Source organism: Enterobacter sp. A103 (assembly GCF_034427535.1).
GTDB classification, from domain to species: Bacteria; Pseudomonadota; Gammaproteobacteria; order Enterobacterales; family Enterobacteriaceae; genus Enterobacter; species Enterobacter asburiae_B.
The window spans coordinates 189,219-213,258 of record NZ_JAXQPQ010000001.1 but is presented as its reverse complement, the minus strand read 5'-3'; the positions used below and the strand labels follow the sequence as shown (position 1 = coordinate 213,258).

Sequence of the window (24,040 nt, the reverse complement as noted above, 5' to 3'; positions counted from 1 at the left end):
CAGGTCAAGGGATCAGTTGAGGGCGGCGCTGGCGGTCATAGCAACGGTTTTCGCGTTAACCGGCATACCCGGCATAAACACTTTTTGTAAACCCTCGACGATGACTTTATCGCCAGGGTTCAGCCCCTGCCGCACGATGCGTAAACCGTCTGCCAGACGGCCTGGCGTGATGTCGCGGCGCTGCGCTTTCCCCTCTTTATCGACGATATAAACGTATTTACGATCCTGATCGGTCAGCACCGCTTTGTCGTCGATAAGCGTGGCTTTGAACTCCGCGCTGCCCGGCAGGCGGACGCGGGCAAATAGTCCCGGCGTGAACTGACGCTGGGCGTTATCCAGCAGAGCGCGCATACGGATGGTGCCGGTACTCGGCGTCAGCTGATTATCAAGGAAGTCCACTTTGCCCTGATGGGGATAACCCTCCTCGCCCGTCAGGCCAATCTCAACCGGAAGCGCCGTGTGATTGCTGGACGCCCCCTGCCCGCTGCGGGCCAGATTCTGGTAGTGAAGGTAGGTCGACTCGTCCACGTCAAAGTAGACGTAAACCGTCTTCTGCGAGACCAGCGTGGTGAGAACGCTGGCGGTGTCGCCCGCAGTCACCAGGTTGCCGCTGGTGATCAGCGCCCGGCTGGCGCGACCGTCGATAGGCGCGGTGACTTTGGTGAAGTCCAGGTTGAGCTGCGCGGCGTCAACTGCCGCCTGCGCGGCGCGAATATCGGCCTGCGCCTGAGTGGCGGCCGAACGACGCTGCTCCCACTCTTCACGGGAGACAACGTTGGTATTGACCAGCTTATCGGTACGGTTAGCCTCACTTTGCGCCAGGCTGGCCTGCGTTTTAGCTCTCGCAAGGTTCGCCTGCGCCTGTTCCAGCGCCGCGCGATAGGTTCGGTCATCAATCGTGAACAGCACCTCGCCCTTCTTCACTTCCTGGCCGTCGGTGTAATTCACTTTATCAATGTAGCCGGAAACGCGCGGACGGAGCTGAACGCTCTCCACCGCTTCAATCCGGCCATTAAAGCTATCCCACTGGCTAATGGATTTCACCACCACGTCAGCAGCGCTGACGGCGGGCGCAGGCGGCGCGGCGTTTTGCGCGACGCTGTTGTCGCATCCGACGAGCAGCACGGAGAGCAACATGACCCCCAGCGCGTTCAGATGAAAGTTACCCCAGGTTTTTTGCAGGCTCATTATTTTTATTCCGGTAATTGTCGCCGCCGGGCAAGACGCAGCAGGAGGCACTGCGCCACTTCCTTTGTCCGGTGGCTGTCTTAAGGCCATTTGTGTCGTTCATCGCCACAAAACTGTAACAGTTGCGAATACACTATCGCGGCGATTGTAGGAAGGCGCTTAACTAAGTGCAAGAATAATTGTTGCACTTTATGTGCTATTTGAGCGGATGTGAAAAGACCCGTTACGGTCAGGGATTTAAATGCAACAATAAAACTTGCAATTAATACAAAAACGCGCCACCTTTTAATGCAACAGACAAAGATACTTTTTAACAGGCAGCGTGGGAGTAACCCGATGAACACTGGCGCATTTATGCATGATTTACTCGACTGGATCGACAACAACCTGGATAGCCGTCTGGACATTGAGTCCGTTGCCAGGCGATCCGGCTACTCAAAATGGCACCTCCAGCGCCTGTTCAAAGAGCATACGGGCTATCCCCTCGCCGGGTATATTCGCGCGCAAAAGCTGCAAAAATCGGTTGAGCGCCTAACCCGCAGCGATGAACCGATTCTGAACGTGGCTATCGCGCTGGGCTTCGACTCCCAGCAGTCCTTCAACCGCAGCTTTAAGCGTCAGTATGGTCAGGCACCCGGGGCGTGGCGGCGGAGTGTGGGTGGCCCGGAATCGCAGCAGCTTTGCCAGTAATGCATATTTTGCTGCAACTTCTATCGGGAGCTGTTATACTGTATATAAATACAGTATAGCGAGGTGCACGATGGCTGTTGAAACAAAATTTGTTGTCGTTAGAAAAGGTGAAGAGAAAATGACATTTGCCAGTAAGAAAGAGGCTGACGCTCACGACAAGCTGCTCGATATGGCAGACGCGTTCACCGACTGGCTGTTGCAAAGCGGAATGCAGATGGATGAAACGCAGGCTGAAAATCTCGGCCTGTATCTCGCCGAGCAGAAAGAGACCGTGCAGCATATTCTGCGTACCAGCAAGCTCCCCGATCTCAATGCTCCAGCTGCAACGGGTAAAACAGAATCCGAAGCGGCTGACACGAAAAAAATCAGGGCCGTGAAAGCGGCCTGATTGCCAGAAAAATCATCTCCGATCCCAGCGCCGTAAGCAGATAACTGCTTACGGCTTTTTTGCTGTCTGTTGGGATCCACTGCCGGTTGATGGTAACAATGTCATTGTTTCATATTCAGAACATAAATAAGGAGATGACGTGCGCCAGGAAATGAAGGCGAAAATCATCAGGATCTGTGATTCAAAAATTGCCTCTAAGGGAAGCCACGTTGGGCTTTCATTTTATGCTTTTTTTGCTAATAAAAATGACGATCCAGAACTGCTTATGGAAGTTGCGCACTGGTGGATTATGGAAATGAAACTCGATCATTTTGAAAAGGCAGAAAAGATCAGAAACCTCGTCTCAGCCCTGTAACACGCTAAAGCGGGATGGCGGGTGAGGACAAAACCGGAAGATGAATCCCCACCCGCTCGGTCAGGGCGGGAATACTCCTGCCACAGGCCATGACGACGCGCTCTGCATCCCGTTTCTCCCGTAAGGACAGGACGCCAGCTTACACGCCAACTTCTCGTTCAAAGCTGATTTTTTTCTGCTGATGTGCGCTTTGCACTGTGTGTTGAATAGCTTAATGAGATCGTCCGGCGTTTAGCACGTTCGGTGTCAAATCAGCTTTATCGCACCTTTCCGTGTTAATACTAAGTCCTGTAATGCGCTCCGTAATAATAGATGCCGCATCACTGCGGCGGCTGGAGCTTCTGTATCGCTTTGCGCAGTTGCAGATCATTCTTAACCCCCAGCTTTAACATAATCTTTCGCTTATGGGTACTGATCGTTTTCTGACTTCGAAACATTTCGCGTGATAATTCAATCCCGGTTTTACCGTTTTTCAGGCCACTCAGTACTTTTTTTTCTGCATCGGTAAAAATCATACCGTCGGTTATATTATTGTCCTGCTCCCGCAGTCGCAGGAAGTGAGCACTGATATAACGTTGTTTTTTCATACTGTATTTTATCAGCTCACGCAATTCCAGCAGCCGTTCATCCACACAAAGCAGCGAACACCGGTATGACCTCATGAGCTGATGCGCCAGCTTCTCCTGACACGCAGTGAGCATAACCAGAGCAGTTCCTTCACCTTGCCGGCAGAGATCTTCATACTCCGCGGCGGAGACATCTGTAAGCGTGTCATATGCAGTGAAATCAAGCAAAGTCAGACGTGCGTTATCATGTCGTGTAAGTTCATAATTCCATTCGGGGTTTTGTTCGCGAAAAGCCTTCAGGCTGGATACAAACCCGTTCAGTAGAGTCGGATGAACCACACGGGAACAAACAGTAAAAGTAAACATAGTTCTCCAGATGTTCAGACTGAGTAAATCTGATCCAAACGGTTAAGCAGATCCAGCCAACTGGCTGACTTTTGCAGTCCCAGACGCAACCGGATGTTTTGTTTATGGGTAAAGACCGTTTTATATCCCATATGGCGCAGACTGGCGATCTCATAGGCACTCAGACCTCGCGCACAGTCGATCAGAATATTCAGTTCAGAGCGTGTGAGCCTATTTTTTTTATTCATGTTATTTATTAGCACGGTGCGTAAAGGCAAATATCCTGATCTGAAATTTTTGGATAACATGCACTGAGCGAGTTCTTCTTCCAAATAATTTTCGCAGAGTAGCGTCTGTACACCAAGCTCGTACATCAGTCTAATAAGAAGGACATCTCGTTTTGCAACCCATACGATAATTTCTTTTCCCTGCATTATCAGATGATGAATTATCCGTAATAGAGAATATATTTCTTCACCGGCACCACTAACGCCTGCAGCGAATAAAGACGTTTGATCAGTAAAGAGGGTTACCTCCTCTATCAGCTCGTCTGGTTCAATCACCAGCAGGGAGCTATTGGCGACCTGGATGCTGTTTTTAGCCGCATTGCGAAACAGTGGTCGAGGCTCATAAAGTATAATTTCTGTTATTTTTGGCTGTAACATCGTATCATTTATAAATATAAGTCAATACTAATAATATTAGAGAAACATGTTGAAATATTGGAGTGGTTTTGTGTCCAATAAAGGATGCCAATTGCAGATAATTATTTTTCAGGGTCTTCCCTGGGCGGGATTTATATTTTTCGGCAAGAAAACAATGATCGCTGGCTTTGTACCATCAACAACTCCTGCGGTACGAGAGCGCGGCGCAGTTGTCAGCGACGGCAAAAAGATCGGCATTCGCCGGAAGTGGTCGATTGGGCAAGACAGTACATCCCACTAAATTTTGCCCCAACCTTCCCCGCGCAACTGGTGTATTGTTTTTAGACAATTCATTCCTCTAAAGGACACCTGCGCAATGATCACCATCCTCGGCAAAACCACTTCCATTAACGTTCGTAAAGTGCTCTGGACCTGCGAAGAAGCAGGCCTCGAATATCTACAGGAAGATTACGGCAGCGGTTTTGCCTCAACGGAAACGGAGGCCTTCCGCGCGCTGAACCCCAACGCCATGGTGCCGGTGCTGATAGATGACGACTTCGTGCTGTGGGAATCCAACGCCATCTGCCGTTACCTGGCGCGCAAAGCGGGACGTCAAGATCTGCTGCCCGCAGAACCGCAGGCCTGCGCCAACGTTGAGCGCTGGATGGACTGGCAGGCAACCGAATTTAACAACGCCTGGCGCTATGTCTTCCCGGCGCTGGGGCGTAAAAACCCGGACTTTAACGATCCAGAACGTATTGCGGCGGGAATAAAAGAGTGGAACCACTGCATCACCATTCTGGAAAACCAGCTGCAGCGCACCGGGGCCTTTGCGGCGGGCGAGACGTTTACCCTTGCGGATGTCGTGCTTGGGCTGTCGGTGAATCGCTGGAAAATGACGCCGTTTGATAAGCCCGACGTGCCCGCGATCGAGGCCTGGTTTGAACGCCTTAACCAGCGACCGGCGTTTTTGCGTCACGGAAATAACGGCATGATTTAAAGTATTATCGACCCCATTTTGAGTAAGGAGATTTTAATTAATTACTAAACCCTGAAAGTCATCAGAGGGAATAATAATTAAGCCATATCCTGGACAGCCCGTTGCACCGCTTTGCTAGCCTGACTATTCAGGCAAAGCTCAACCCGGAGGTATTCTTGCTGATTAGACTCAAGAAAGAACGAACGCATAAGGAGGATCGCCGGCTTGCTCTCTGGCTGGCGACCTCGGCAGGTTTGCTGAATGCCATCGCTCTCGGGGCATTTGGTTTTTTCCCCTCACACATGACCGGCAACACCTCACAGTTATCGAGCGAAGTCTCTTCCACCGATCTGAGCGATATGATTTTCTTCGGCTCGATTATTCTCTCTTTTGTCGCAGGCGCCATTATTGCGCGCATGATTGTGATATGGGGCATTATTCATAACGTCAGGCTGGTTTTTTGCCAGATCCTGTTTGTCGAAGGGTTATTACTGACCGGCGTCTCCTTCTACGAGATGTATTTTCATGCCCTCACCAGCAACCGCGTGATTATTCTTTTTCTGTGCGGACTAATGGGCATTCATAACTCCACCTCCACGCAGCTTTCAGGCGGGCGGGTGAGATCGACGCACATTACCGGCACGCTGACGGACGCGGGGATATCCCTGGCCTCGGTACTGGTGGCGATGCTGCGCAGGGACTACTCCAAAGATACGGCGGCGCAAAAAAGCCAGCTGACAACCCACTTAACCACCCTTTTCTCGTTTATTTCGGGCGGTATCGCGGGGCTGCTGCTGTTCAGATGGATCGGGTTTAACGCCATGCTGGCGCTCGGGTTGATGCTCGCCGTGGTCGCTATCGTTTCAATTATCACCGTCTCGACGCGGGTTCGACGGGTTCGTGCCTCTCTTTGAAGTTAATGACCGATATCCGGCGTATGAGCTCTTTAGATGTGACACCGTCACATCTAAAAATTCGCTTTAGGACTATTCTGTCTGACCCTCAATCAGCCCTTATGCCATAAGGCCTAACCCAAGGTTGTCACTGTTTTCATAGGGTTACTGATTTTACTCCTTCGCTGGAACCCTTCCCAAACGCTTGCTATAGGTGAAATACCCCTGCCGAAACATGGCATAACAACAGGCAACCGGTGGTTGCTATAACGCATGCGCACAGGGAGACACACCGCAATGCACCCATTACTCAAACGTTCGCTGCTGTTTGTCGGCGCCATTATCGTGGTCCTCGCCCTCCTCGTCTGGGGCATCGGGCTGGAAACGATAAGGGCGCGCCAGGTTGACCTGGTTTATCTCGGGCAACAGCACATGATTCTGGTTTTCTCATCGATGCTTTTTGCCCTGCTGGTCGGTATTCCAGCCGGCATTCTGCTGAGCCGCCCGGCCGCGCGCGGTATCGCCGAATATGTGATGCAAATCTTCAACGTCGGCAACACGCTGCCGCCGCTGGCCGTTCTGGCGCTGGCGATGGTGGTGATTGGCATTGGCGATACACCCGCCATCATCGCCCTGTTCCTCGCCTCGCTGCTGCCGATCGTGCGTAACACCTACGCCGGGCTGTGCTCGGTCCCGCCGTCGCTGCTGGAAGCGGCAAACGGCATCGGGATGACCAAATGGCAGCGTCTGCGTCAGGTTGAGCTGCCAGCCGCCTGGCCGGTCATGCTCTCGGGGATCCGCATCGCCACCGCCATTAACGTCGGTACCGCGCCGCTGGCGTTCCTGATTGGCGCCAGCAGCTACGGCGAGCTGATTTTCCCCGGTATTTACCTGAACGATTTCCCGACCCTGATCCTCGGCGCGGCGGCCACCGCCCTGTTCGCCCTGATCCTCGATATCCTGCTGGCGGCGCTGGGTCGCGTAATGAGTCCCCATCTCGCTCGATAACTATAACAAGGAGCTTCTATGAGACTGTTTTCCGGCCTGACGGCGCTGTGTGCCGCGGCGCTGTTCACCAGCCAGGCGATGGCGGCCCCGCTGATTCTGGCGACCAAGAGCTTTACCGAGCAGCATATTCTCTCGGCGATGACCGTGCAGTACCTGCAAAAGAAAGGTTTTCAGGTCCAGCCGCAAACCAACATTGCCACGGTGATCTCCCGCAACGCGATGATCAACAAGCAGATTGACATGACCTGGGAGTACACCGGCACGTCCTTGATTATCTTTAACCATATCAACAAGCGCATGTCGCCGCAGGAGTCTTACGAGACGGTGAAACGCCTGGACGCAAAGCACGGTCTGGTCTGGCTCAAGCCCGCCGACATGAACAACACCTACGCTTTCGCCATGCAGCGCAAGCGCGCCGAGGCGGAACACATCAACACCATGTCGGAGATGGTGGCGAAGATTGAGCAGATCCGTAAAACCAACCCGGACAAAAACTGGCTGCTGGGATTAGACCTGGAATTTGCCGGGCGCAGCGACGGCATGAAGCCGCTGCAGGCGGCCTACAAGATGGATCTGGACCGCCCGCAAATCCGTCAGATGGACCCCGGTCTGGTCTATAACGCGGTGCGCGACGGCTTCGTTGACGCCGGTCTGATTTACACCACCGACGGGCGCGTAAAAGGCTTCGACCTCAAGGTGCTGGAAGACGATAAAGGCTTCTTCCCGAGCTACGCGGTGACGCCGGTGGTGCGTAAGGACACGCTGGAGGCCAACCCCGGCCTGGAAGAGGCGCTCAACACCCTCTCGGCCCAGCTCAACAACGACGTTATCACCGAGCTGAACAAGAAGGTGGATATCGACCATCAGTCACCGCAGCAGGTCGCCCGCGATTTCCTGCGTAGCAAACAGCTGCTGTAGGAGGCGCTATGGAGACGATTCACTACATTCTCGACAACTGGGATTACCTCTTAACCCTCACCCTTCAGCACCTGTGGCTGGTGGCGCTGGCCGTAGGTTTAGCCATCATCATCGGCGTACCGCTGGGCATTCTGATTGTCCGCCATAAGTGGCTGGCAACGCCGGTGCTGGGGATTGCAACCATCGTGCTGACCATTCCGTCCATCGCCCTGTTTGGCCTGATGATCCCGCTGTTTTCGCTGATCGGTCAGGGTATTGGCGCCCTGCCCGCCATTACGGCGGTGTTTCTCTACTCGCTGCTGCCGATTGTGCGTAATACCCACACGGCGCTCGACAGCCTGCCGCCGGGCCTGCGCGAAGCCGGACGCGGCATCGGCATGACCTTCTGGCAGCGTCTGCGCTGGGTCGAGATCCCGATGGCGCTGCCGGTGATTTTCGGCGGGATCCGCACCGCCGTGGTGATGAATATCGGCGTGATGGCGATTGCCGCCGTGATCGGCGCGGGCGGTCTGGGCCTGCTGCTGCTCAACGGCATCGGCGGAAGCGATATTCGCATGTTGATTGCGGGCGCGCTGATGATTTGTCTTTTAGCGATTGTGCTCGACTGGCTGCTGCACCGTCTGCAGGTGGTTCTGACTCCAAAGGGGATTCGATAATGATAAAACTGGAAAACCTCACCAAACAATTTTCACAGAAGCACGGCCAGACCTTTAAGGCCGTCGACAACGTCAACCTGACCGTGCCCGAAGGAGAAATGTGCGTCCTGCTCGGCCCGTCCGGCTGCGGGAAGACCACCACCCTGAAGATGATTAACCGCCTCATTACCCCGAGCAGCGGGACGATCCTGATCAACGGTGATGACACCAGCGGGATGGACACCGTCACCCTGCGCCGCAACATTGGCTACGTTATCCAGCAGATTGGCCTGTTCCCGAACATGACCATCGAAGAGAACATCACCGTCGTGCCGCGCATGCTGGGCTGGGATAAAGCGCGCTGCAAAACCCGCGCCGAAGAGCTGATGGATATGGTGGCGATGGATCCACATAAGTTCCTCAACCGCTACCCGCGCGAGATGTCCGGCGGCCAGCAGCAGCGTATCGGCGTCATCCGCGCCCTGGCGGCGGATCCTCCGGTACTGCTGATGGATGAACCCTTCGGCGCGGTGGACCCGATCAACCGCGAGGTGATCCAGAACCAGTTCCTGGAGATGCAGCGCAAGCTGAAAAAAACCGTCATGCTGGTCAGCCACGATATCGACGAAGCCCTGAAGCTCGGCGACCGTATTGCGGTGTTCCGTCAGGGGAAAATCGTGCAGTGCGCCAGCCCGGATGAGCTGCTGGCGAAACCAGCGAACGAGTTTGTCGGCTCGTTTGTCGGTCAGGACCGCACCCTGAAGCGTCTGCTGCTGGTATCGGCGGGCGACGTCACCGACCAGCAGCCGACCATTACGGTGCGGGGCTCTACTCCGCTTCCCGAAGCCTTTGCGACCATGGATGATAATGACATTCGGGCCGTTACGGTGGTTGACGAGCACGGCAAACCGCTGGGCTTTGTGAAGCGTCGCGAAGCGCGTAACGCCAGCGGTACCTGCGCCGACATCCTGCATCCGTTCCGCATGACCGGCAAGGCGGAAGACAACCTGCGCGTGGTGCTTTCACGTCTGTATGAGAGTAATACCAGCTGGATGCCGATCGTGGATGAGGACGGTCGTTACAACGGCGAGATTTCGCAGGACTATATTGCCGAGTACCTGAGCTCCGGGCGCACGCGTCGGGCGCTGAATATTCATAGCGACAGCTAACCTTTCTGGCCGGGCATCGCCCGGCCTTTTCGCACGCAGACCTTTTGCTAACTCCGCGATTTCCCGCCACAATATCGTATCGTCCCCGTTAAAACGCGACCCATGCAACGTCTTCATACCTACCCCGATATCCGCGCGATGTTTCGTCGCCTGCTGATTGCCACCGTCACCGGCGTGCTGGCCGCGCTCGCCGTTGCGGTATTCCGCCACAGCATGTACCTGCTGGAGTGGCTGCTTCTCAGCAACGACAGCGGCAGCCTGGTGAATGCGGCCGCGTCGCTCTCGCCCTGGCGACGCGCATTGACGCCAGCGCTGGGTGGGCTGGCTGCCGGACTGCTGCTCTGGGGATGGCAGCGTCTGACCGCGCAGCGGCCTCATGCCCCCACCGATTACATGGAAGCGCTGGAGACCGGAGACGGCCAGTTTGACTACGGCGCCAGCCTTGTGAAATCCCTTGCCTCGCTGCTGGTCGTGGCCAGCGGAAGCGCCATCGGGCGTGAAGGGGCGATGATCCTGCTTGCCGCCCTCGCCGCCTCCCTTTTCGCCCGGCGCTTTACGCCCAAATCCGAATGGAAATTATGGATAGCCTGCGGTGCCGCCGCCGGGATGGCCAGCGCCTATCACGCGCCCTTAGCCGGAAGCCTGTTCATCGCTGAAATTCTGTTTGGCACGCTGATGCTGGCCTCGCTCGGCCCCGTGGTTATCGCGGCGGTGGTAGCGCTTCTCACCACGCAGCTTCTGGCACCGGGTGCCGGTACGCTCTACGCGGTCCATCTGAGCGGCCTCCTCACCGCGGCAGATTATGCTCTTCTCGTCGCGATGGGGCTGGTGGCGGGCCTCTGCGGACCGCTGCTGATGTGGCTGATGGACGTCAGCCACGGGCTTTTCCTGCGCCTCAAGCTTTCGCCGCCGTGGCAGCTGGCCCTGGGCGGTGCGATCGTCGGGCTGCTGTCTCTCCTCACGCCGAAGGTGTGGGGGAATGGCTACAGCGTGGTTCAGGCTTTTCTGTTCGCCCCGCCGCTGCTGTCGGTGATTGCCGGGGTGTTCATCTGTAAGCTGCTGGCGGTACTGGCCAGCAGCGGATCGGGCGCGCCCGGAGGGGTGTTTACACCTACGCTGTTTGTCGGTATGGCAACAGGAATGCTGTTCGCGCAGCTTTTCGCGCTGTGGCTGCCGGGCTCTGAGACGGCGATTTTGCTGGGTCTGGCGGGGATGGCAACGCTACTTGCCGCGACCACGCATGCGCCCATTATGTCAGCGCTGATGGTCTGTGAAATGACCGGGCAGTATTTTTTACTGCCCGGCTTGCTGGTCGCCTGCGTGGTGGCGTCCGTGCTGTCGCGGACGTTACGCCACGACTCGGTCTATGGTCAACACGCCACCGAGGGCAGAGAGATCGATGTACTGCGCTAGCTCGCGCTGCTCGGCGCGGGGCAGATAAGGCAGTTCACCCACCAGCGGCCCGGGCAGCTTTTTGCTCAGCACGTCGATGATCTCGGCGTAGTGCGCCAGGCCCGGATTGATGCGGTTTGCTACCCAGCCAATCAGCGGCAGGCCATCATTGGCGATCGCCTGCGCCGTCAGCAGCGCGTGGTTGATGCACCCTTCCTGGATACCCACCACCATTACCACCGGAAGCTGTTCCTGCACGACCCATTCGGACAGCGGGCGCAAATCATTCATCAGGCTGCGCCAGCCGCCCGTCCCTTCCACCACCACGTGGTCAACCTTCTCGCTCAGGTTCGCCAGGCCGTCGGACAACAGGGGATAATTAATCAGGCCGCTGTGCGCTACGCTGCTCTCCTCTTCGCTTAACGCAATGGGATTGACCGCGTGATAAGGCAGTTCCAGCGACGAGACGCTTTGCAGCACCAGGGCGTCTTTATTACGCAATCCCTCTGGCGTCTCTTTACTGCCTTTTGCGACCGGTTTGTACCCTGCCACGCGTTTACCGCTTGCTGCCAGCGCCTGCAGCAATGCGCGGGATACGACGGTCTTGCCGACAGAGGTATCAGTACCAGTAACAAAGAAACGCTTAAGCATGACTCACTCCACCTCTTGGGTATGCTTCGAAAATATAAACCAGGTAAATAATTCAGTGGAGGAAGTCTACGGGATGCGTGCGCTACCCGGCTTGAGATAGCGCAATTTTTCTTACATCTGCGGAAAAGAGTTAACCCTGCAACAGGCGGATCAACAGCGAGCCGTTATACATGGCATCTTTGACCAGCGCCGCGCCGGCCATGGTTCCCTGGTTAGAAAACTGGGTGCTTTCTACCGCAATATTTTTGCTGTAGGCGGGAAGCGACTGCTGATGGATGCAGGCCGAAATCGCCGGGAAGAGGATCTCCGCCGCCTGGCTCAGCGGTGAGCCAATAAGGATTTTTTGCGGATTGAAGAGGTTCACCATAATGGCCAGTATACGGCCAACGTTATTCCCCACGCCGGTAATAATGTCCTTCGCCAGCAGATCGCCCTGGCGCGCGGCGGCGCAGAGGGAATCCACCGTTAAGGGTTGTCCGTGCAGCGAGGAGCTCATGGACTGGCTGAGCCGGACCTGCGCCAGCTCCAGCACGCTTTCCACGCTGGCAATGGTCTCCAGACAGCCGTGGTTTCCGCAGTAGCAGCGCTTGCCGTACGGGTCGACCTGGGTATGACCGATTTCCACCAGGCTACTGCTCCCGGCGTGGAGAAGACGTCCGTCGGTAATCACGCCCGCCCCGACGTTATGGTCGATGACCACCTGAATCACGTCCCGCGCGCCGCGCGACGCGCCAAACAGCGCCTCCGCCATCGTCCAGGCGCTGATGTCATGCTGAATATAGACCGGCACGCCGGTATGATTTTTCAGCACCTCGCCCAGCGGCATCTCTTTGACATCGTCGTAAAACGGCATGCGGTGAACAATCCCGTTTTCGGTATCAATAATGCCCGGCATGGTGATGGCAATCGCCGTTAAGCGTTCCAGCCGCTGCTGATGGCGGATAAAGAAGTGATCGATATGCGAGACAATCGCGTCGAGGAGCGGTTCCTCCGCGTTGAGCGGCAGTTCAAGCCGGTCTTCCACCACCAGCTTGCTGCTCAGGTCGCGCAGCGCAAGGAAGATCTCCCCCCGGCTGATGCGCAGTGACAGGTAGTGCCACGCTTCCGTTTCAACCACCAGCCCGACTGCCGGACGGCCGCGGCTGCCCGGCTCCTGAATTTCCGTCTCCTGAACCAGGTGCGCTTCCAGCATCTCGCGGACAATCTTGGTGATACTGGCAGGTGCCAGTTGTGCCAGGCGCGAAAGATCGATACGCGAAACCGGACCAAGCTGATCAATCAGGCGATACACCGCGCCAGCGTTGGTCTGCTTAATCTGATCGATATGCCCTGGCTGACTATCAGCAACCACCTCGTACTCCCTTATTTTCGAGCTTCGAAATAAACTGTTTGCTATGGTGAAGCACTTGCATGGCCGTCGTCAAATATTTACTTAGCCATGTGATTTACCGCACATTTTTACCCTCTTTTGCGTGAAAATGCCGCCCGGCAGAGGCGCTCATTAGCTGCTGTTTGAAGCGCTGTGCGGCATGGCTCTGTTCACGGTGTTTTGACCACACCAGCCACATTTCGGAAACGGCATCCTCTTCGGCGATGGTCACCCAGCGCATTTCGCGCAGCTGCACCCGCTTAAAGGAGGCCGGAAGAATAGATACGCCCAGACCGGCCGCGACCAGGCCGATAATGGTCATCGCTTCCCCTACCTCCTGAGTGATGACCGGGGCAAGATCGTAGCGGCGCATCAGCCCCAGGATATCGTCATACAGACCCGTCCCGACCTGCGGGTCAAAAAAGACAAACGGCTCTTTTGCCAGCTCTGCCAGCGAGACCTCCGGACGCGACGCCAGCGGGTGATCGTGCGGGATCATAGCCATCAGCGGTTCGCGCAGGATAACCTCCCACGCCAGCGTGTCCGGCAGCTGAGTGTTACGCATCAGCCCCAGATCCAGCGCTCCCTCATTCAGCGGTGCAATCTGCTCGCGGGTGTTGATTTCGCGCGTCTGAATGTGAACATCCGGAAAGTGGCGACGAAATGACGATAGGGTCTCCGAGACGGCGCTAATAAACGGCGCGGACGAGGTAAACCCGATCCGAAGCTCTCCGGCTTCCCCGAGATAGAGCCGTTCAGCACGGGCGGCGGCGTCATCGACCATGCTCAGAATTTGTCGGCTGTCGATCAGGAACTGTTTACCCGCCGCCGTCAGGCTCACGCTGCGGTTGGTGCGGGCCAGAAGGCGCGCCCCGACCTGCTGCTCCAGGATTTGAATCTGCTGGCTTAACGGTGGCTGAGAGATATTCAGGCGTGCCGCCGCGCGGCCAAAATGCAGCTCCTCGGCGACGGCGACAAAGTAGCGAAGATGACGCAGCTCGATATTCATATTTTTAAAGTATCATTTGAGATTATTAATATATTAGACAGAATATTTACATTTTCCTACCCTGAACAGGTGGTCATACCCGTCACCAGAAATCACGGGGATGTTTAAGCAAGGAAACAGTGTGAGCCGTACAACGACTATTGATATCGATCCGGCCAGCGATATCAATGATTTACCCGCAGCACCGCAGCCGGTCCAGTTCATTAAACGTGGTACACCCCAATTTATGCGCGTCACGCTGGCGCTCTTTTCCGCCGGTCTGGCGACCTTCGCCCTGCTCTATTGCGTTCAGCCGATCCTGCCCGTTCTCTCTCATGAGTTTGGCGTATCGCCTGCCAGCAGCAGCGTTTCGCTCTCTGTTTCTACCGGCATGCTGGCGATTGGGCTGCTCTTTACCGGGCCGCTGTCCGACGCCATTGGCCGTAAACCGGTGATGGTAACCGCGCTGATGCTGGCGTCGGTCTGTACGTTACTCTCGACCATGATGACCAGCTGGCACGGTATTCTGGTGATGCGCGCGCTGATTGGGCTCTCGCTCAGCGGCGTGGCGGCGGTCGGGATGACCTACCTCAGCGAGGAGATCCACCCGAGCTTTGTTGCTTTCTCTATGGGGCTTTACATCAGCGGGAACTCGATTGGCGGAATGAGCGGACGCCTGCTGAGCGGGGTGTTTACGGACTTCTTTAACTGGCGTATTGCGCTGGCGGTAATCGGGTGTTTTGCGCTGGCATCAGCGCTGATGTTCTGGAAAATTCTACCGGAATCACGTCATTTCCGCCCGACATCGCTGCGCCCGAAAACCCTGTTTATCAACTTACGCCTGCACTGGCGCGACAAAGGTTTGCCGCGCCTGTTTCTGATGGGATTCCTGCTGATGGGCGCCTTCGTCACGCTGTTTAACTATATTGGCTACCGCCTGATGCTCTCGCCGTGGCATCTGAATCAGGCCGTTGTCGGTTTGCTTTCTGTGGCCTATCTCACCGGCACGTGGAGCTCGCCGAAAGCCGGGGCGATGACCGCACGCTATGGACGCGGGCCGGTACTGCTGGTATTCACGGGCGTGATGTTACTCGGCCTGCTGCTGACGCTCTTTTCCTCGCTGTGGTTCATCTTTGCCGGGATGCTGCTCTTCTCCGCCGGGTTCTTCGCCGCCCACTCTGTCGCCAGCAGCTGGATTGGCCCGCGCGCGCGTCGCGCCAAAGGCCAGGCATCATCGCTGTATCTGTTTAGCTATTACCTGGGCTCCAGCATCGCCGGGACCCTTGGCGGCGTGTTCTGGCATAACTACGGCTGGAACGGCGTGGGCGGGTTTATCGCGCTGATGCTGTGCGCGGCGCTGCTGGTGGGGAAAAGCCTGCATCAGCGTTTGAAATAAACAAACGCTATCCCCCGCATATCAGCTAATGTACGGGGGAGCGTTTCTCATGTTAGCTAAACTTAATTCAGTATTAAGTAAAACGAATTCTTTATAACCATTTTGTGCATTCAGCTCTCTTCCCTCTCTCTGTAAGCTCATCGACTTCATCGTATGAAAAGAGGGATTTTAAAATGGCCATTCCAGGCAATATGTGGTTGTTCGATGACGGTGGTGCGCTTATCAAAGGCGGTTGTGATGTGCAGCACAGGGAATACAGCATTGAGTTCAAAGGATTTCACCACAATCTTTCGACGCCAACCGATAACCTGACGGGTAAATCTACGGGTAAACGCATCCACTCCCCAATGATGATCGTAAAGGAATTTGATTACTCATCACCCTATCTCTACAAAGCGGTCGCGACAGGTCAGGCTCTGCAAAAAGCCGAACTTAAATTCTACAAGATTAATGACGCAGGTCTTGAAGCGGAGTATTTCAATATTCTTCTGGAAGGCGTGCGGATTGTTTCAGTATCACCTGCAATGGCTGCGCCGGGCGACAATAATAACAACCACCTCGAAACGGTTGAATTGCGCTATGAGAAAATTACGTGGAAACATAACGACGGCAATATCATTTTCTCTGACGCATGGAATGAACGGGCGACAGCGTAACTGGGGTACTGGTATGGATACTACGGAAGAGATTAACGGAACCTATTTCTACAGAGGTCATTCAGACGTTACTCCGGGCGAGTTACTTGAGATCATTTTTCTTGAGGAGTTTTGTATGGAGTTGGGGATAGATGCCGTTTCAGGCGCGGCTATTTTGGGCGGACAACCGTGGCTAAGTACTCGGGCAAAACCTGAAGGCGCTATCCTGGGGACAAGCGTTGTTTCTAAGTACGCGCGAATAATTTTACGGGACGCTCGTCTTCCTTTCGGGATTAAAATTCCCACTCCCGTGGGAGTCAGGATGCAGCCAACTAACAAACTCGCAGCGGTAATTGGTCGCTATATCCCCTGGCTTGGATGGGCCTCACTTGCACTGACTCTTCATCGAGTTTCAACGCGTACACGAGAGAAATACAATTTGATTGCACGACCAAAAGACCGCATAGCGTGGACATCTTTCTAATGAGCATCGTAGACGACGTGTTATTTATGTTTCGGGATGAAATTCCTGGTTATCTGGATAACGACTGGAAAGAAGTTCCCCTGGAACTGGATTCTGATTTATTCGATTCACCGGGCGATGACCTACACGATGCATTAACCCGATACGAGAAAGAGTTCAACGTCGATTTGTCTGGTGTGGATTGGTCTCGCTATTTTCCCTGGCAGAATACGCCCTTGTTAAAGCGCTGGTTCAGGTTAAAGCGGGAAGAAATTGAGGCAACCCGCATACCGTTGACCGTAAGAATGTTTGCAGAGTCGGCAAAAGCAGGAAAGTGGCTCTACGACTGACTAATAAGGGGCTTCGTGCCCCTTGCATCAAAAGTGCACTAATCCTCCATAATTCGCGATACACTCCCTCAATACTCCCAAAACGATAAGGAAGAACAAGAATGGAAAAATCATCGGCTTATCAGGCACTCACCCGCACCTTCCAGCGTCTCTCCCGCTTCTCCCACCTCTCCTCCATCGCCAGCTGGGACATGTTCACGATGATGCCGCCGGGGGGCAGCGCCGCGCGCGGTGAAGCACTCGCGGAGATGAGCGTCCTGCAACATCAGATCCTGACCGATAAAAAAGTCGGCGACCTGTTAGCGGCGGCGGCAGGTGAAGATCTGAATGATGTCGAACAAGCCAACCTGCGCGAAATGACGCGCCACTACCAGCAGGCCACTCTGCTGCCGGAATCGCTGGTGGAAGCCAAATCCCTGGCGGGCAGCAAGTGTGAACACGCCTGGCGTACTCAGCGCCCCGCTAACGACTGGCAGGGTTTTTCCGCCAACCTGAAAGAGGTGGTCAAACTCAGCCGCGAAGAGGCTCGCCTGCGGGCCGAAGCCAAAGGCTGTACGCCGTACGACGCGCTGCTGGACATTTTTGAACCCGACATGACCAGCGCGCGTCTGGACGTTCTGTTCGGCGATATGAAGTCCTGGCTACCGGACCTGCTGGCAAACGTGGTGGAAAAGCAGGCTCAACGGTCGTTTATTCCGCCGCAAGGCCCCTTCCCGACGGCAACACAGCGTGAGTTGGGCCTTGAAGCCATGAAGATGCTTGGCTTCGATTTTAACGGCGGTCGCCTGGACGTGAGCGCGCACCCGTTTTGCGGCGGCGTCCCGGAAGACGTGCGCATCACCACGCGCTATGACGAAGATGAGCTGCTCAGCGCGCTGTTTGGCGTGATCCACGAAACCGGACACGCCCGCTACGAACAAAACCTGCCGCGCGCGTGGGCAGGACAGCCGATTGCCCTGGCGCGCTCAACCGCGATCCATGAGTCACAGAGCCTGTTCTTTGAAATGCAGCTGGGGCGCAGTGAAGCCTTCCTCAGGCATCTTCTCCCTGCGGTACACGCCCGCTTTGGCAGCCAGGCGGCGTTCAGCGAAGAGAACTTTATTGCCTGGAACCAGCGCGTAAAACCAGGCTACATCCGCGTCGATGCGGACGAAGTGAGCTACCCGGCACACGTGGTGCTGCGGTATGAGATTGAGCGTGCGCTGATCAACGGCGAGATCGAGGTGGACGATATTCCCGCCCTGTGGGATGAGAAAATGCAGGCCTGGCTCGGATTATCCACCAAAGACAACTACCGCAACGGCTGTATGCAGGACATCCACTGGACCGATGGCGGTTTTGGTTACTTCCCGTCATACACGCTTGGCGCTATGTACGCCGCGCAGCTGTTCCATGCCGCCCGAACCGCACTGCCGGGTCTGCAGGCCTCCATCGCTGAGGGCGATTTTTCCGCACTCTTTGAGTGGCTGCGTCAGAACATCTGGCAGCACGGCAGCCGCTTCAGCACGTCGCAATTAATCACCCAGGCGACGGGTGAAGATCTGAATATCCGTTACTTCCGCGAACATCTGACCTCCCGTTATCTTTAATCCCTCTGCCGGAGCCTGCTCCGGCACTCTTCTCACCCTTTTCAATAAGAATATGATTTAGCACATGTTGTCATGATTGCGTCGGGTGTATGAATGCGTGTCCTTCCGACACAATTAGACTGCTATCAGGTCAGGATTAAAAAAATAAAGGGATGAATGATGAAAGGCATAATGAAAACGATGTTAGCCATTCTGTGTGCGACCAGTTTAAGTACTTTCGCAGCCACGGATAATACCCCGCAAGACGCGTTCAACGATATTACCCGCTCTCTTGCAGACCTCCAGCCCATCACGTTTCAGGCTCCTGCTGAAAAATATAAGCTGCTGGTGTTTATTGATAACCAGTGCATTTACTGCAGCAACGTAGTGAAAAACGTTAAGCAATATACGGATGCCGGTTTGACAATGTCGTTTCTGACCGTTGCCCCCAACGCCATTCGCGATTCGGTGATTGAAGATATGGGGCGCGTCTGGTGTTCAACCGATAAGGTCAAAAGCCTGCAACAAGCGATGGCAGGATTTTTACCGGATAACGACACCACCACAGCCTGTTCCGATCTGATCGCGCGGCAATCTGCCCTGGCAGAACGACTGGGCATTAGCATCACTCCGGTAATGGTGGTGATCGAGCCTGAATCACGGACGATTATAGGCAGTCAGTCTCCGGCGGCTATTCTGGCCACACTGAACAAATAACAGAGGCCCGTACGAGCAGCGGCGTTTGGCCTGTTCGTACACTTTCCTCCCCTCTGTACATTCCGTTACACGCTGATACCAATCACTCACGGAAACCTCGAATTTACAGGGATATAGTTATTTCAACGGCCCCGCAGTGGGGTTAAATGAAAAACCAAATTCGAGGGTATGAGAATGAATAAAGTATTAGCTCTGGTTGTTGCCGCTGCTATGGGTCTGTCTTCTGCTGCATTTGCTGCTGACACTACCGCAACTGCCGCACCGGCTGCCGCGCCTGCTGCAACCACCACCGCTGCGCCAGCAAAAGCGGTTCACCATAAGAAACATCACAAAGCTGCAGCGAAAAAAGAAGCCGCTGCACCAGCAACCGCAGCACCAACCGAGCAGAAAGCTCAGGCTGCCAAAAAGCACCACAAGAAAGCCGCTAAACCGGCTGTAGAACAGAAAGCGCAGGCTGCTAAAAAGCACCACAAAAAAGCCGCTAAACCGGCTGTAGAGCAGAAAGCGCAGGCTGCTAAAAAGCACCACAAAAAAGCGACCAAACCGGCTGTAGAACAGAAAGCTCAGGCTGCTAAAAAGCATCACAAAAAAGCAGTAAAACACGAAGCTGCTAAACCAGCTGCACAGCCAGCTGCGTAAGAGTACAAGCTTAACCGTGCCGTTCGGGGCACGTTGGTAAACCGGCGCTGAACCGGAACAGGTTCCGCGCCGTTTTTTTATTTCCGGAGGGCGTATGCTGCGACGCTATCGGTTTGAGCTGATTCTTATCCTGCTTATTTTATGCGCGCTCATCGCCAGCCATTTTTATCTTTCCTGATTGTAGCACGCTGATTTTACTCCCACTTTAGCGCTGTCCCGTCTATAGTATTTTCATAGGGTTCACTTTTAATAATCATAATTACCCCCACCAGAGTGTGATATGCGTAAATCTGTTGTGTTGTTACTGGGAACGTTTGGTCTTTTTTCTGGATTCTCACATGCGGATGATGGCGGTGATGACACCATTAGCGCGAAAGAGCTAAAGACGCTTTTTTTCGGTCATGACGATCGTACGCGCGTCGCCGATCCCACCCAGGCCCCCTGGGATGCTATAGGTCAACTGGAAACCGCCAGCGGTAACTTATGCACCGCGACGCTGATCACCCCGCAGCTTGCCCTGACGGCAGGCCACTGCCTGTTAACGCCGCCAAACGGCAAGCCGGATAAAGCGGTTGCCTTGCGGTTTGTGTCGCAAAAAGGGACCTGGCGCTATGAAATCCACGGCATTGAGGGACGGGTCGATCCGTCTCTCGGCAAACGCCTGAAGCCGGATGGCGACGGCTGGATAGTGCCACCGGCGGCCGCCTCATGGGACTTTGGCCTGATCGTTTTACGCTACCCGCCTTCGGGCATTACGCCGCTGCCGTTATTTGACGGCGACAAGGCCGCCCTCACCGCCGCGCTGAAAGCCGCCGACCGAAAGGTGACGCAGTCAGGCTATCCTGTCGATCATCTGGATACGCTTTATACGCACAGCGACTGTATTGTGACGGGCTGGGCGCAAACCAGCGTACTCTCGCATCAGTGCGATACGTTGCCGGGTGACAGTGGTTCGCCGCTGATGCTGAAAACCGACAATGGCTGGCAGTTGATTGGTGTCCAGAGCTCTGCCCCGGCGGCAAAAGACCGGTGGCGCGCCGATAACCGCGCCTTGTCCGTTACCGGTTTCCGCGACCAGCTGGAAGCGCTGGCGCAGCAGTAAATCAGCAGCGTCTGACCTTACGTAACGCTTTGATTGACTCAATTGGCATCGGCTGGCTGAACCAAAAACCCTGCAGTTGATCGCAGCCAGCCAGCCGCAGCAGTTTCATTTGCTTCTCGGTTTCCACCCCTTCTGCCACCACCGCCATGCCCAGCGCATTGGCGATCCGCACCGTACCGCTCACCAGCGCGGCCGCCTGTTCATCGTTATCCACCAGCCCGGCCAGGGATTTATCGATCTTGATGGTGTCGAAGTTAAAACGCCGCAAATAGCCAATGCTGGAATAGCCGGTGCCAAAGTCATCCAGCGCCACCGCCGTACCCAGCGCTTTAAGATTCGCTATCGCCATGCGGGCTCGCTCCGGATTTTCCAGTACATACGACTCCGTAACCTCAAGCTGTAGCCGGTTGGCCGGGAAACGGGTGCTCTCCAGCACGCTGGCCACTTTTTCTTCGAAGGCAGGATCGCGAAATTGCGCGGGTGAGATATTCACGGAGAGCTTTAATTCACCGTACGGCTGTAGATCCTCACATGCTCGCTGCAATACGAACTGACCCAGCTTGTAAATCAGACCGCTGGTCTCCGCAATGGCGATAAAGGTATCCGGACCCAGCGGCCCCTCCGGGCGACGTGGCCAGCGGACCAGCGCTTCGACGCTGCTCATTGTCTGACTGCGGGCGTCAACGATCGGCTGATACCAGACCTCAAACTCATCGCGCTCCAGACCGCTGCGGATCTGATTTTCAATCGCCAGCTTGCGTTCCCGGACGCTGTTCAGCTCCGCGTCGTAGTGGGTAATACGCCCTTTCCCGCTCATTTTGGCGTGATACATGGCAATATCGGCACGGCGAAACAGTTCGGAACTGTTGCATTCCGTCAGAGTTCCGCTGGCAATGCCGATGCTGGCACCGATATGGATGGTGCGTTCCCCCAGCTGAACCGGGGTGGTGAGAAAATCCAGCACGGAAACGGCAAAGGCGGTAGCCTTCGCCTCTGCATCATCACCGCCGATGGTCATGGCAAACTCATCCCCGCCCATGCGCGCCAGCATACCGCCCGGCGGCACGCGTTCATTCAGCGTTTTCGCTATCGCCACGATGAGGTCGTCCCCCACGCTGTGGCCGTAGATGTCATTCACATCTTTAAAACCGTCCAGATCGATAAACACCACGCTTTTGACGTCGGTATCGCCGCGTAAACGCACCCGATCAAGCGTTTCTATAAGCGCGCGTCGGTTCGGCAGATGGCTTAGCCAGTCCGTTCTTGCAACCAGACGCGCCTGGCTTTCGCCGCGCGCGAGTTTGTACAGCCCCACGCTACTCACCAGAATGAAGAGCAGAATCAGCCCCGACACCAGCACCACAATCTGCCTGATATCAGACGATGCCGCCCGGGCGGCCTGTGCGCCCGGGAGCCGCGCCTGCCAGTTCAGATATCCGACTAACTCCCCTGCCGCACTGTGCAGCGGCATACTGCGATCGTTGATTTTGCCAGGGGTAAAATGGAGGTTATCGATCTGAAAGGTGCCGCCCAGGTCGGATAATATTCTGGCGTTCAGATGGCGGGTAATCACCAGATAGCGGCGCGTTCCGTCGTGGACCTGTAAGCTGCCGACCATCGGGCGAATCAGTCCAATGCCGACAAAGGCCACGCCGTTGCGCGTCTGGCTGATCCCCGCATAGATATTTTTTTCGCCCGCAAGCTCGCGCCCGTGCTGGTCGATAAGCGCTTTGAGGCCTTTACCAAAGAAGTCGAGGTTTTTTTCGTTAAAGGGCCGGCTTTGAAACGATCCCCAGAGGACGTTGAAATGCTCATCCAGCACGAAGGTGCCGTCATAGAGGTTGTTGATTTTAAAGCCAGTACCCCAGGTGTTGTACAGCCAGTCGGTATCGAGCGTGGGACGGTAGGCCTCCCGCACCGCATCGTCCCAGACGGCGTTATCAAGCACCAGAGAGGAGACGCGGTTAACCGATGTCTGAATAGACCCCTGCACGGAAAGCGCCGTGCGGTGTTCATCAATTTCGTTGGTTTTGGTGCTGATAAGATGCAGGGATAGATAGAGCAGTGCGACGATGGAGATGATTAAGCCGATGCCCGCCATGAAGACCAGGGCAAACAACGTTCTCGCATTGGGAATATTGCGCCAGCTTAATGTGCGATACATCAGCCATCCTCTTCATGTTTTGCTTTTCTAAGCGTAATACAGGCAGCGAATTTCGCTGCCTGTAAATCATGGCGAGAGGTCTGTCAGGCGAGTTTTATCATGATCATGCCGGCAAGCAGCAAGATGAGCCCCATCCAGCCCTTGTTGTTTAAGCGCTGGCCGAAGAGTACCCAGCCAGCGGCCAAGGTAGCGGCGATACCAAAACCGCCCCACAGCGCATAGGCCACCGAAAGATCGATCCCTTTTACCGCCTGAGACAGCGCGCTGAACGCCCCCAGAACCGCGGCAATCGACATAAGGCCGTAGAGTTTACGGCGAAAACCATCCGAGAATTTCAGCAGAACGTTCGCCAGGATTTCCAGCACGATGGCGAGCCCCAGCCAGGCAGCATGAACCCACTCAAACTGTTGCATGGTTCTGCTCCTTCTGCTGTTTGCCAGGCTTACGGGTACCTGATTTAATCAGCACAATACCCGCAACCAGCGTCGTTAATCCGGCGACCTTCATTGTTGTTAATGTTTCGTCAAATATCAGCACGCTGAACAGCGTAATCAACAAAATACCGATCCCTTCCCACAGTGCATACGCGACGCCCAGCGCAATTTTTTTCACCGCAAACGAGAGGAAAATATAGGAAAGCGAAATCATCACCAGCATCAAAATAAAACCGGTATTGCCATCGCTGACGCTTGCCCATTTCATAGACAGCGTGCCGGTAATTTCAGCGATGATAGCCAGCGCTAATAGGATCCAGTAAAACATGTTTTTCTCCTGCTTGAGAATATAATCCATCGTGGCTCGCTGCGTGCAGCAAACCAAAAAAATACG

At 55.2% G+C, this 24,040-nt stretch carries 28 protein-coding genes; 19 read left to right on the top strand and 9 right to left on the bottom strand.

Annotated features, from left to right (window positions below; translation table 11 throughout):
* Positions 1-12: 12 nt before the first annotated feature.
* Positions 13-1,188, bottom strand: coding sequence for an efflux RND transporter periplasmic adaptor subunit (locus SPH27_RS01085; protein ID WP_033145392.1), 1,176 nt, complete (start codon positions 1,186-1,188; stop codon positions 13-15).
* A 336-nt stretch (positions 1,189-1,524) separates the two neighbouring features.
* Here SPH27_RS01085 and SPH27_RS01080 point away from each other — a divergent pair, with 336 nt between their 5' ends.
* The 3 genes from SPH27_RS01080 to SPH27_RS01070 all read left to right on the top strand — a co-directional run bounded on the left by SPH27_RS01080 (position 1,525) and on the right by SPH27_RS01070 (position 2,621).
* Positions 1,525-1,878, top strand: coding sequence for a helix-turn-helix domain-containing protein (locus SPH27_RS01080; RefSeq protein ID WP_033145391.1), 354 nt, complete (start codon positions 1,525-1,527; stop codon positions 1,876-1,878).
* Positions 1,879-1,948: 70 nt separating this feature from the next.
* Positions 1,949-2,266, top strand: coding sequence for a YebG family protein (locus SPH27_RS01075; protein ID WP_096150471.1), 318 nt, complete (start codon positions 1,949-1,951; stop codon positions 2,264-2,266).
* Between the two features lie 139 nt (positions 2,267-2,405).
* Complete coding sequence (locus tag SPH27_RS01070; protein WP_039262681.1) at positions 2,406-2,621, top strand: DUF6500 family protein; 216 nt, start codon at positions 2,406-2,408, stop codon at positions 2,619-2,621.
* Between the two features lie 320 nt (positions 2,622-2,941).
* Here SPH27_RS01070 and SPH27_RS01065 read toward each other — a convergent pair whose 3' ends face one another.
* On the bottom strand, positions 2,942-3,553 hold the full coding sequence (locus tag SPH27_RS01065) for a helix-turn-helix transcriptional regulator (RefSeq protein WP_182071237.1): 612 nt from the start codon (positions 3,551-3,553) through the stop codon (positions 2,942-2,944).
* Positions 3,554-3,567: 14 nt separating this feature from the next.
* On the bottom strand, positions 3,568-4,197 hold the full coding sequence (locus SPH27_RS01060) for a helix-turn-helix transcriptional regulator (RefSeq protein ID WP_182071236.1): 630 nt from the start codon (positions 4,195-4,197) through the stop codon (positions 3,568-3,570).
* 91 nt (positions 4,198-4,288) lie between these two features.
* Here SPH27_RS01060 and SPH27_RS01055 point away from each other — a divergent pair, with 91 nt between their 5' ends.
* The 8 genes from SPH27_RS01055 (at position 4,289) to clcB (ending at position 11,191) form a co-directional block, all read left to right on the top strand.
* Positions 4,289-4,477, top strand: coding sequence for a hypothetical protein (locus SPH27_RS01055; protein ID WP_182071235.1), 189 nt, complete (start codon positions 4,289-4,291; stop codon positions 4,475-4,477).
* Between the two features lie 75 nt (positions 4,478-4,552).
* The gene (locus SPH27_RS01050; RefSeq protein ID WP_048976140.1) at positions 4,553-5,176 is read left to right on the top strand and encodes a glutathione S-transferase family protein; all 624 of its coding nucleotides are present in this window, start codon (positions 4,553-4,555) and stop codon (positions 5,174-5,176) included.
* 155 nt (positions 5,177-5,331) lie between these two features.
* On the top strand, positions 5,332-6,069 hold the full coding sequence (locus SPH27_RS01045; protein ID WP_069303907.1) for a YoaK family protein: 738 nt from the start codon (positions 5,332-5,334) through the stop codon (positions 6,067-6,069).
* 276 nt (positions 6,070-6,345) lie between these two features.
* Positions 6,346-7,056: an osmoprotectant ABC transporter permease OsmY gene (osmY, locus tag SPH27_RS01040; protein ID WP_182071234.1), complete on the top strand. Its 711-nt coding sequence runs from the start codon at positions 6,346-6,348 to the stop codon at positions 7,054-7,056.
* An 18-nt stretch (positions 7,057-7,074) separates the two neighbouring features.
* Positions 7,075-7,974, top strand: a complete 900-nt coding sequence (osmX, locus tag SPH27_RS01035) for an osmoprotectant ABC transporter substrate-binding protein OsmX (protein ID WP_023327329.1) — start codon at positions 7,075-7,077, stop codon at positions 7,972-7,974.
* Positions 7,975-7,982: 8 nt separating this feature from the next.
* Positions 7,983-8,630: an osmoprotectant ABC transporter permease OsmW gene (gene osmW / locus SPH27_RS01030; RefSeq protein ID WP_006808875.1), complete on the top strand. Its 648-nt coding sequence runs from the start codon at positions 7,983-7,985 to the stop codon at positions 8,628-8,630.
* Positions 8,630-9,778: an osmoprotectant ABC transporter ATP-binding protein OsmV gene (osmV, locus tag SPH27_RS01025; RefSeq protein ID WP_096150480.1), complete on the top strand. Its 1,149-nt coding sequence runs from the start codon at positions 8,630-8,632 to the stop codon at positions 9,776-9,778. The genes osmW and osmV overlap by 1 nt, the downstream gene beginning before the upstream one ends.
* A 102-nt stretch (positions 9,779-9,880) precedes the next feature.
* Positions 9,881-11,191, top strand: coding sequence for a voltage-gated ClC-type chloride channel ClcB (gene clcB, locus SPH27_RS01020; protein WP_182071232.1), 1,311 nt, complete (start codon positions 9,881-9,883; stop codon positions 11,189-11,191).
* Here the strand turns inward: clcB and bioD are convergent.
* From bioD to SPH27_RS01005, 3 genes are all read right to left on the bottom strand, one after another.
* The gene (gene bioD / locus SPH27_RS01015) at positions 11,126-11,821 is read right to left on the bottom strand and encodes a dethiobiotin synthase (protein ID WP_039262691.1); all 696 of its coding nucleotides are present in this window, start codon (positions 11,819-11,821) and stop codon (positions 11,126-11,128) included. The genes clcB and bioD overlap by 66 nt on opposite strands.
* Positions 11,822-11,951: 130 nt before the next feature.
* Entirely contained in the window at positions 11,952-13,172 is a 1,221-nt protein-coding gene (gene mlc, locus SPH27_RS01010; protein WP_023311510.1) for a sugar metabolism global transcriptional regulator Mlc, read from the bottom strand.
* Between the two features lie 94 nt (positions 13,173-13,266).
* Positions 13,267-14,199, bottom strand: a complete 933-nt coding sequence (locus tag SPH27_RS01005) for a LysR family transcriptional regulator (protein WP_048980481.1) — start codon at positions 14,197-14,199, stop codon at positions 13,267-13,269.
* 121 nt (positions 14,200-14,320) lie between these two features.
* On the opposite strand from SPH27_RS01005, the gene SPH27_RS01000 reads away from it, so the two are divergent.
* From SPH27_RS01000 to SPH27_RS00965, 8 genes are all read left to right on the top strand, one after another.
* On the top strand, positions 14,321-15,574 hold the full coding sequence (locus SPH27_RS01000) for an MFS transporter (protein WP_182071231.1): 1,254 nt from the start codon (positions 14,321-14,323) through the stop codon (positions 15,572-15,574).
* Between the two features lie 173 nt (positions 15,575-15,747).
* A complete protein-coding gene (locus tag SPH27_RS00995; RefSeq protein ID WP_182071230.1) occupies positions 15,748-16,230 on the top strand; it encodes an Hcp family type VI secretion system effector in 483 nt (160 codons plus the stop codon).
* 13 nt (positions 16,231-16,243) lie between these two features.
* Entirely contained in the window at positions 16,244-16,693 is a 450-nt protein-coding gene (locus SPH27_RS00990) for an STM2901 family protein (protein WP_064672393.1), read from the top strand.
* Complete coding sequence (locus tag SPH27_RS00985; RefSeq protein WP_087822471.1) at positions 16,693-17,022, top strand: DUF1493 family protein; 330 nt, start codon at positions 16,693-16,695, stop codon at positions 17,020-17,022. The genes SPH27_RS00990 and SPH27_RS00985 overlap by 1 nt, the downstream gene beginning before the upstream one ends.
* Positions 17,023-17,123: 101 nt before the next feature.
* Positions 17,124-18,611, top strand: coding sequence for a carboxypeptidase M32 (locus SPH27_RS00980; protein ID WP_182071229.1), 1,488 nt, complete (start codon positions 17,124-17,126; stop codon positions 18,609-18,611).
* A gap of 171 nt (positions 18,612-18,782) precedes the next feature.
* The gene (locus SPH27_RS00975; protein ID WP_226855153.1) at positions 18,783-19,307 is read left to right on the top strand and encodes a thioredoxin fold domain-containing protein; all 525 of its coding nucleotides are present in this window, start codon (positions 18,783-18,785) and stop codon (positions 19,305-19,307) included.
* 174 nt (positions 19,308-19,481) lie between these two features.
* The gene (gene asr / locus SPH27_RS00970; RefSeq protein ID WP_048980469.1) at positions 19,482-19,946 is read left to right on the top strand and encodes an acid resistance repetitive basic protein Asr; all 465 of its coding nucleotides are present in this window, start codon (positions 19,482-19,484) and stop codon (positions 19,944-19,946) included.
* 280 nt (positions 19,947-20,226) lie between these two features.
* Positions 20,227-21,048: a trypsin-like serine peptidase gene (locus tag SPH27_RS00965; RefSeq protein WP_033145374.1), complete on the top strand. Its 822-nt coding sequence runs from the start codon at positions 20,227-20,229 to the stop codon at positions 21,046-21,048.
* A gap of 1 nt (position 21,049) precedes the next feature.
* Here SPH27_RS00965 and SPH27_RS00960 read toward each other — a convergent pair whose 3' ends face one another.
* The 3 genes from SPH27_RS00960 to mdtJ form a co-directional block, all read right to left on the bottom strand.
* Entirely contained in the window at positions 21,050-23,212 is a 2,163-nt protein-coding gene (locus tag SPH27_RS00960; RefSeq protein ID WP_182071228.1) for a bifunctional diguanylate cyclase/phosphodiesterase, read from the bottom strand.
* Positions 23,213-23,295: 83 nt separating this feature from the next.
* Positions 23,296-23,625, bottom strand: a complete 330-nt coding sequence (gene mdtI / locus SPH27_RS00955; RefSeq protein WP_024909144.1) for a multidrug/spermidine efflux SMR transporter subunit MdtI — start codon at positions 23,623-23,625, stop codon at positions 23,296-23,298.
* On the bottom strand, positions 23,612-23,974 hold the full coding sequence (mdtJ, locus tag SPH27_RS00950) for a multidrug/spermidine efflux SMR transporter subunit MdtJ (RefSeq protein ID WP_029739354.1): 363 nt from the start codon (positions 23,972-23,974) through the stop codon (positions 23,612-23,614). The genes mdtI and mdtJ overlap by 14 nt, the downstream gene beginning before the upstream one ends.
* Positions 23,975-24,040: the final 66 nt, after the last annotated feature.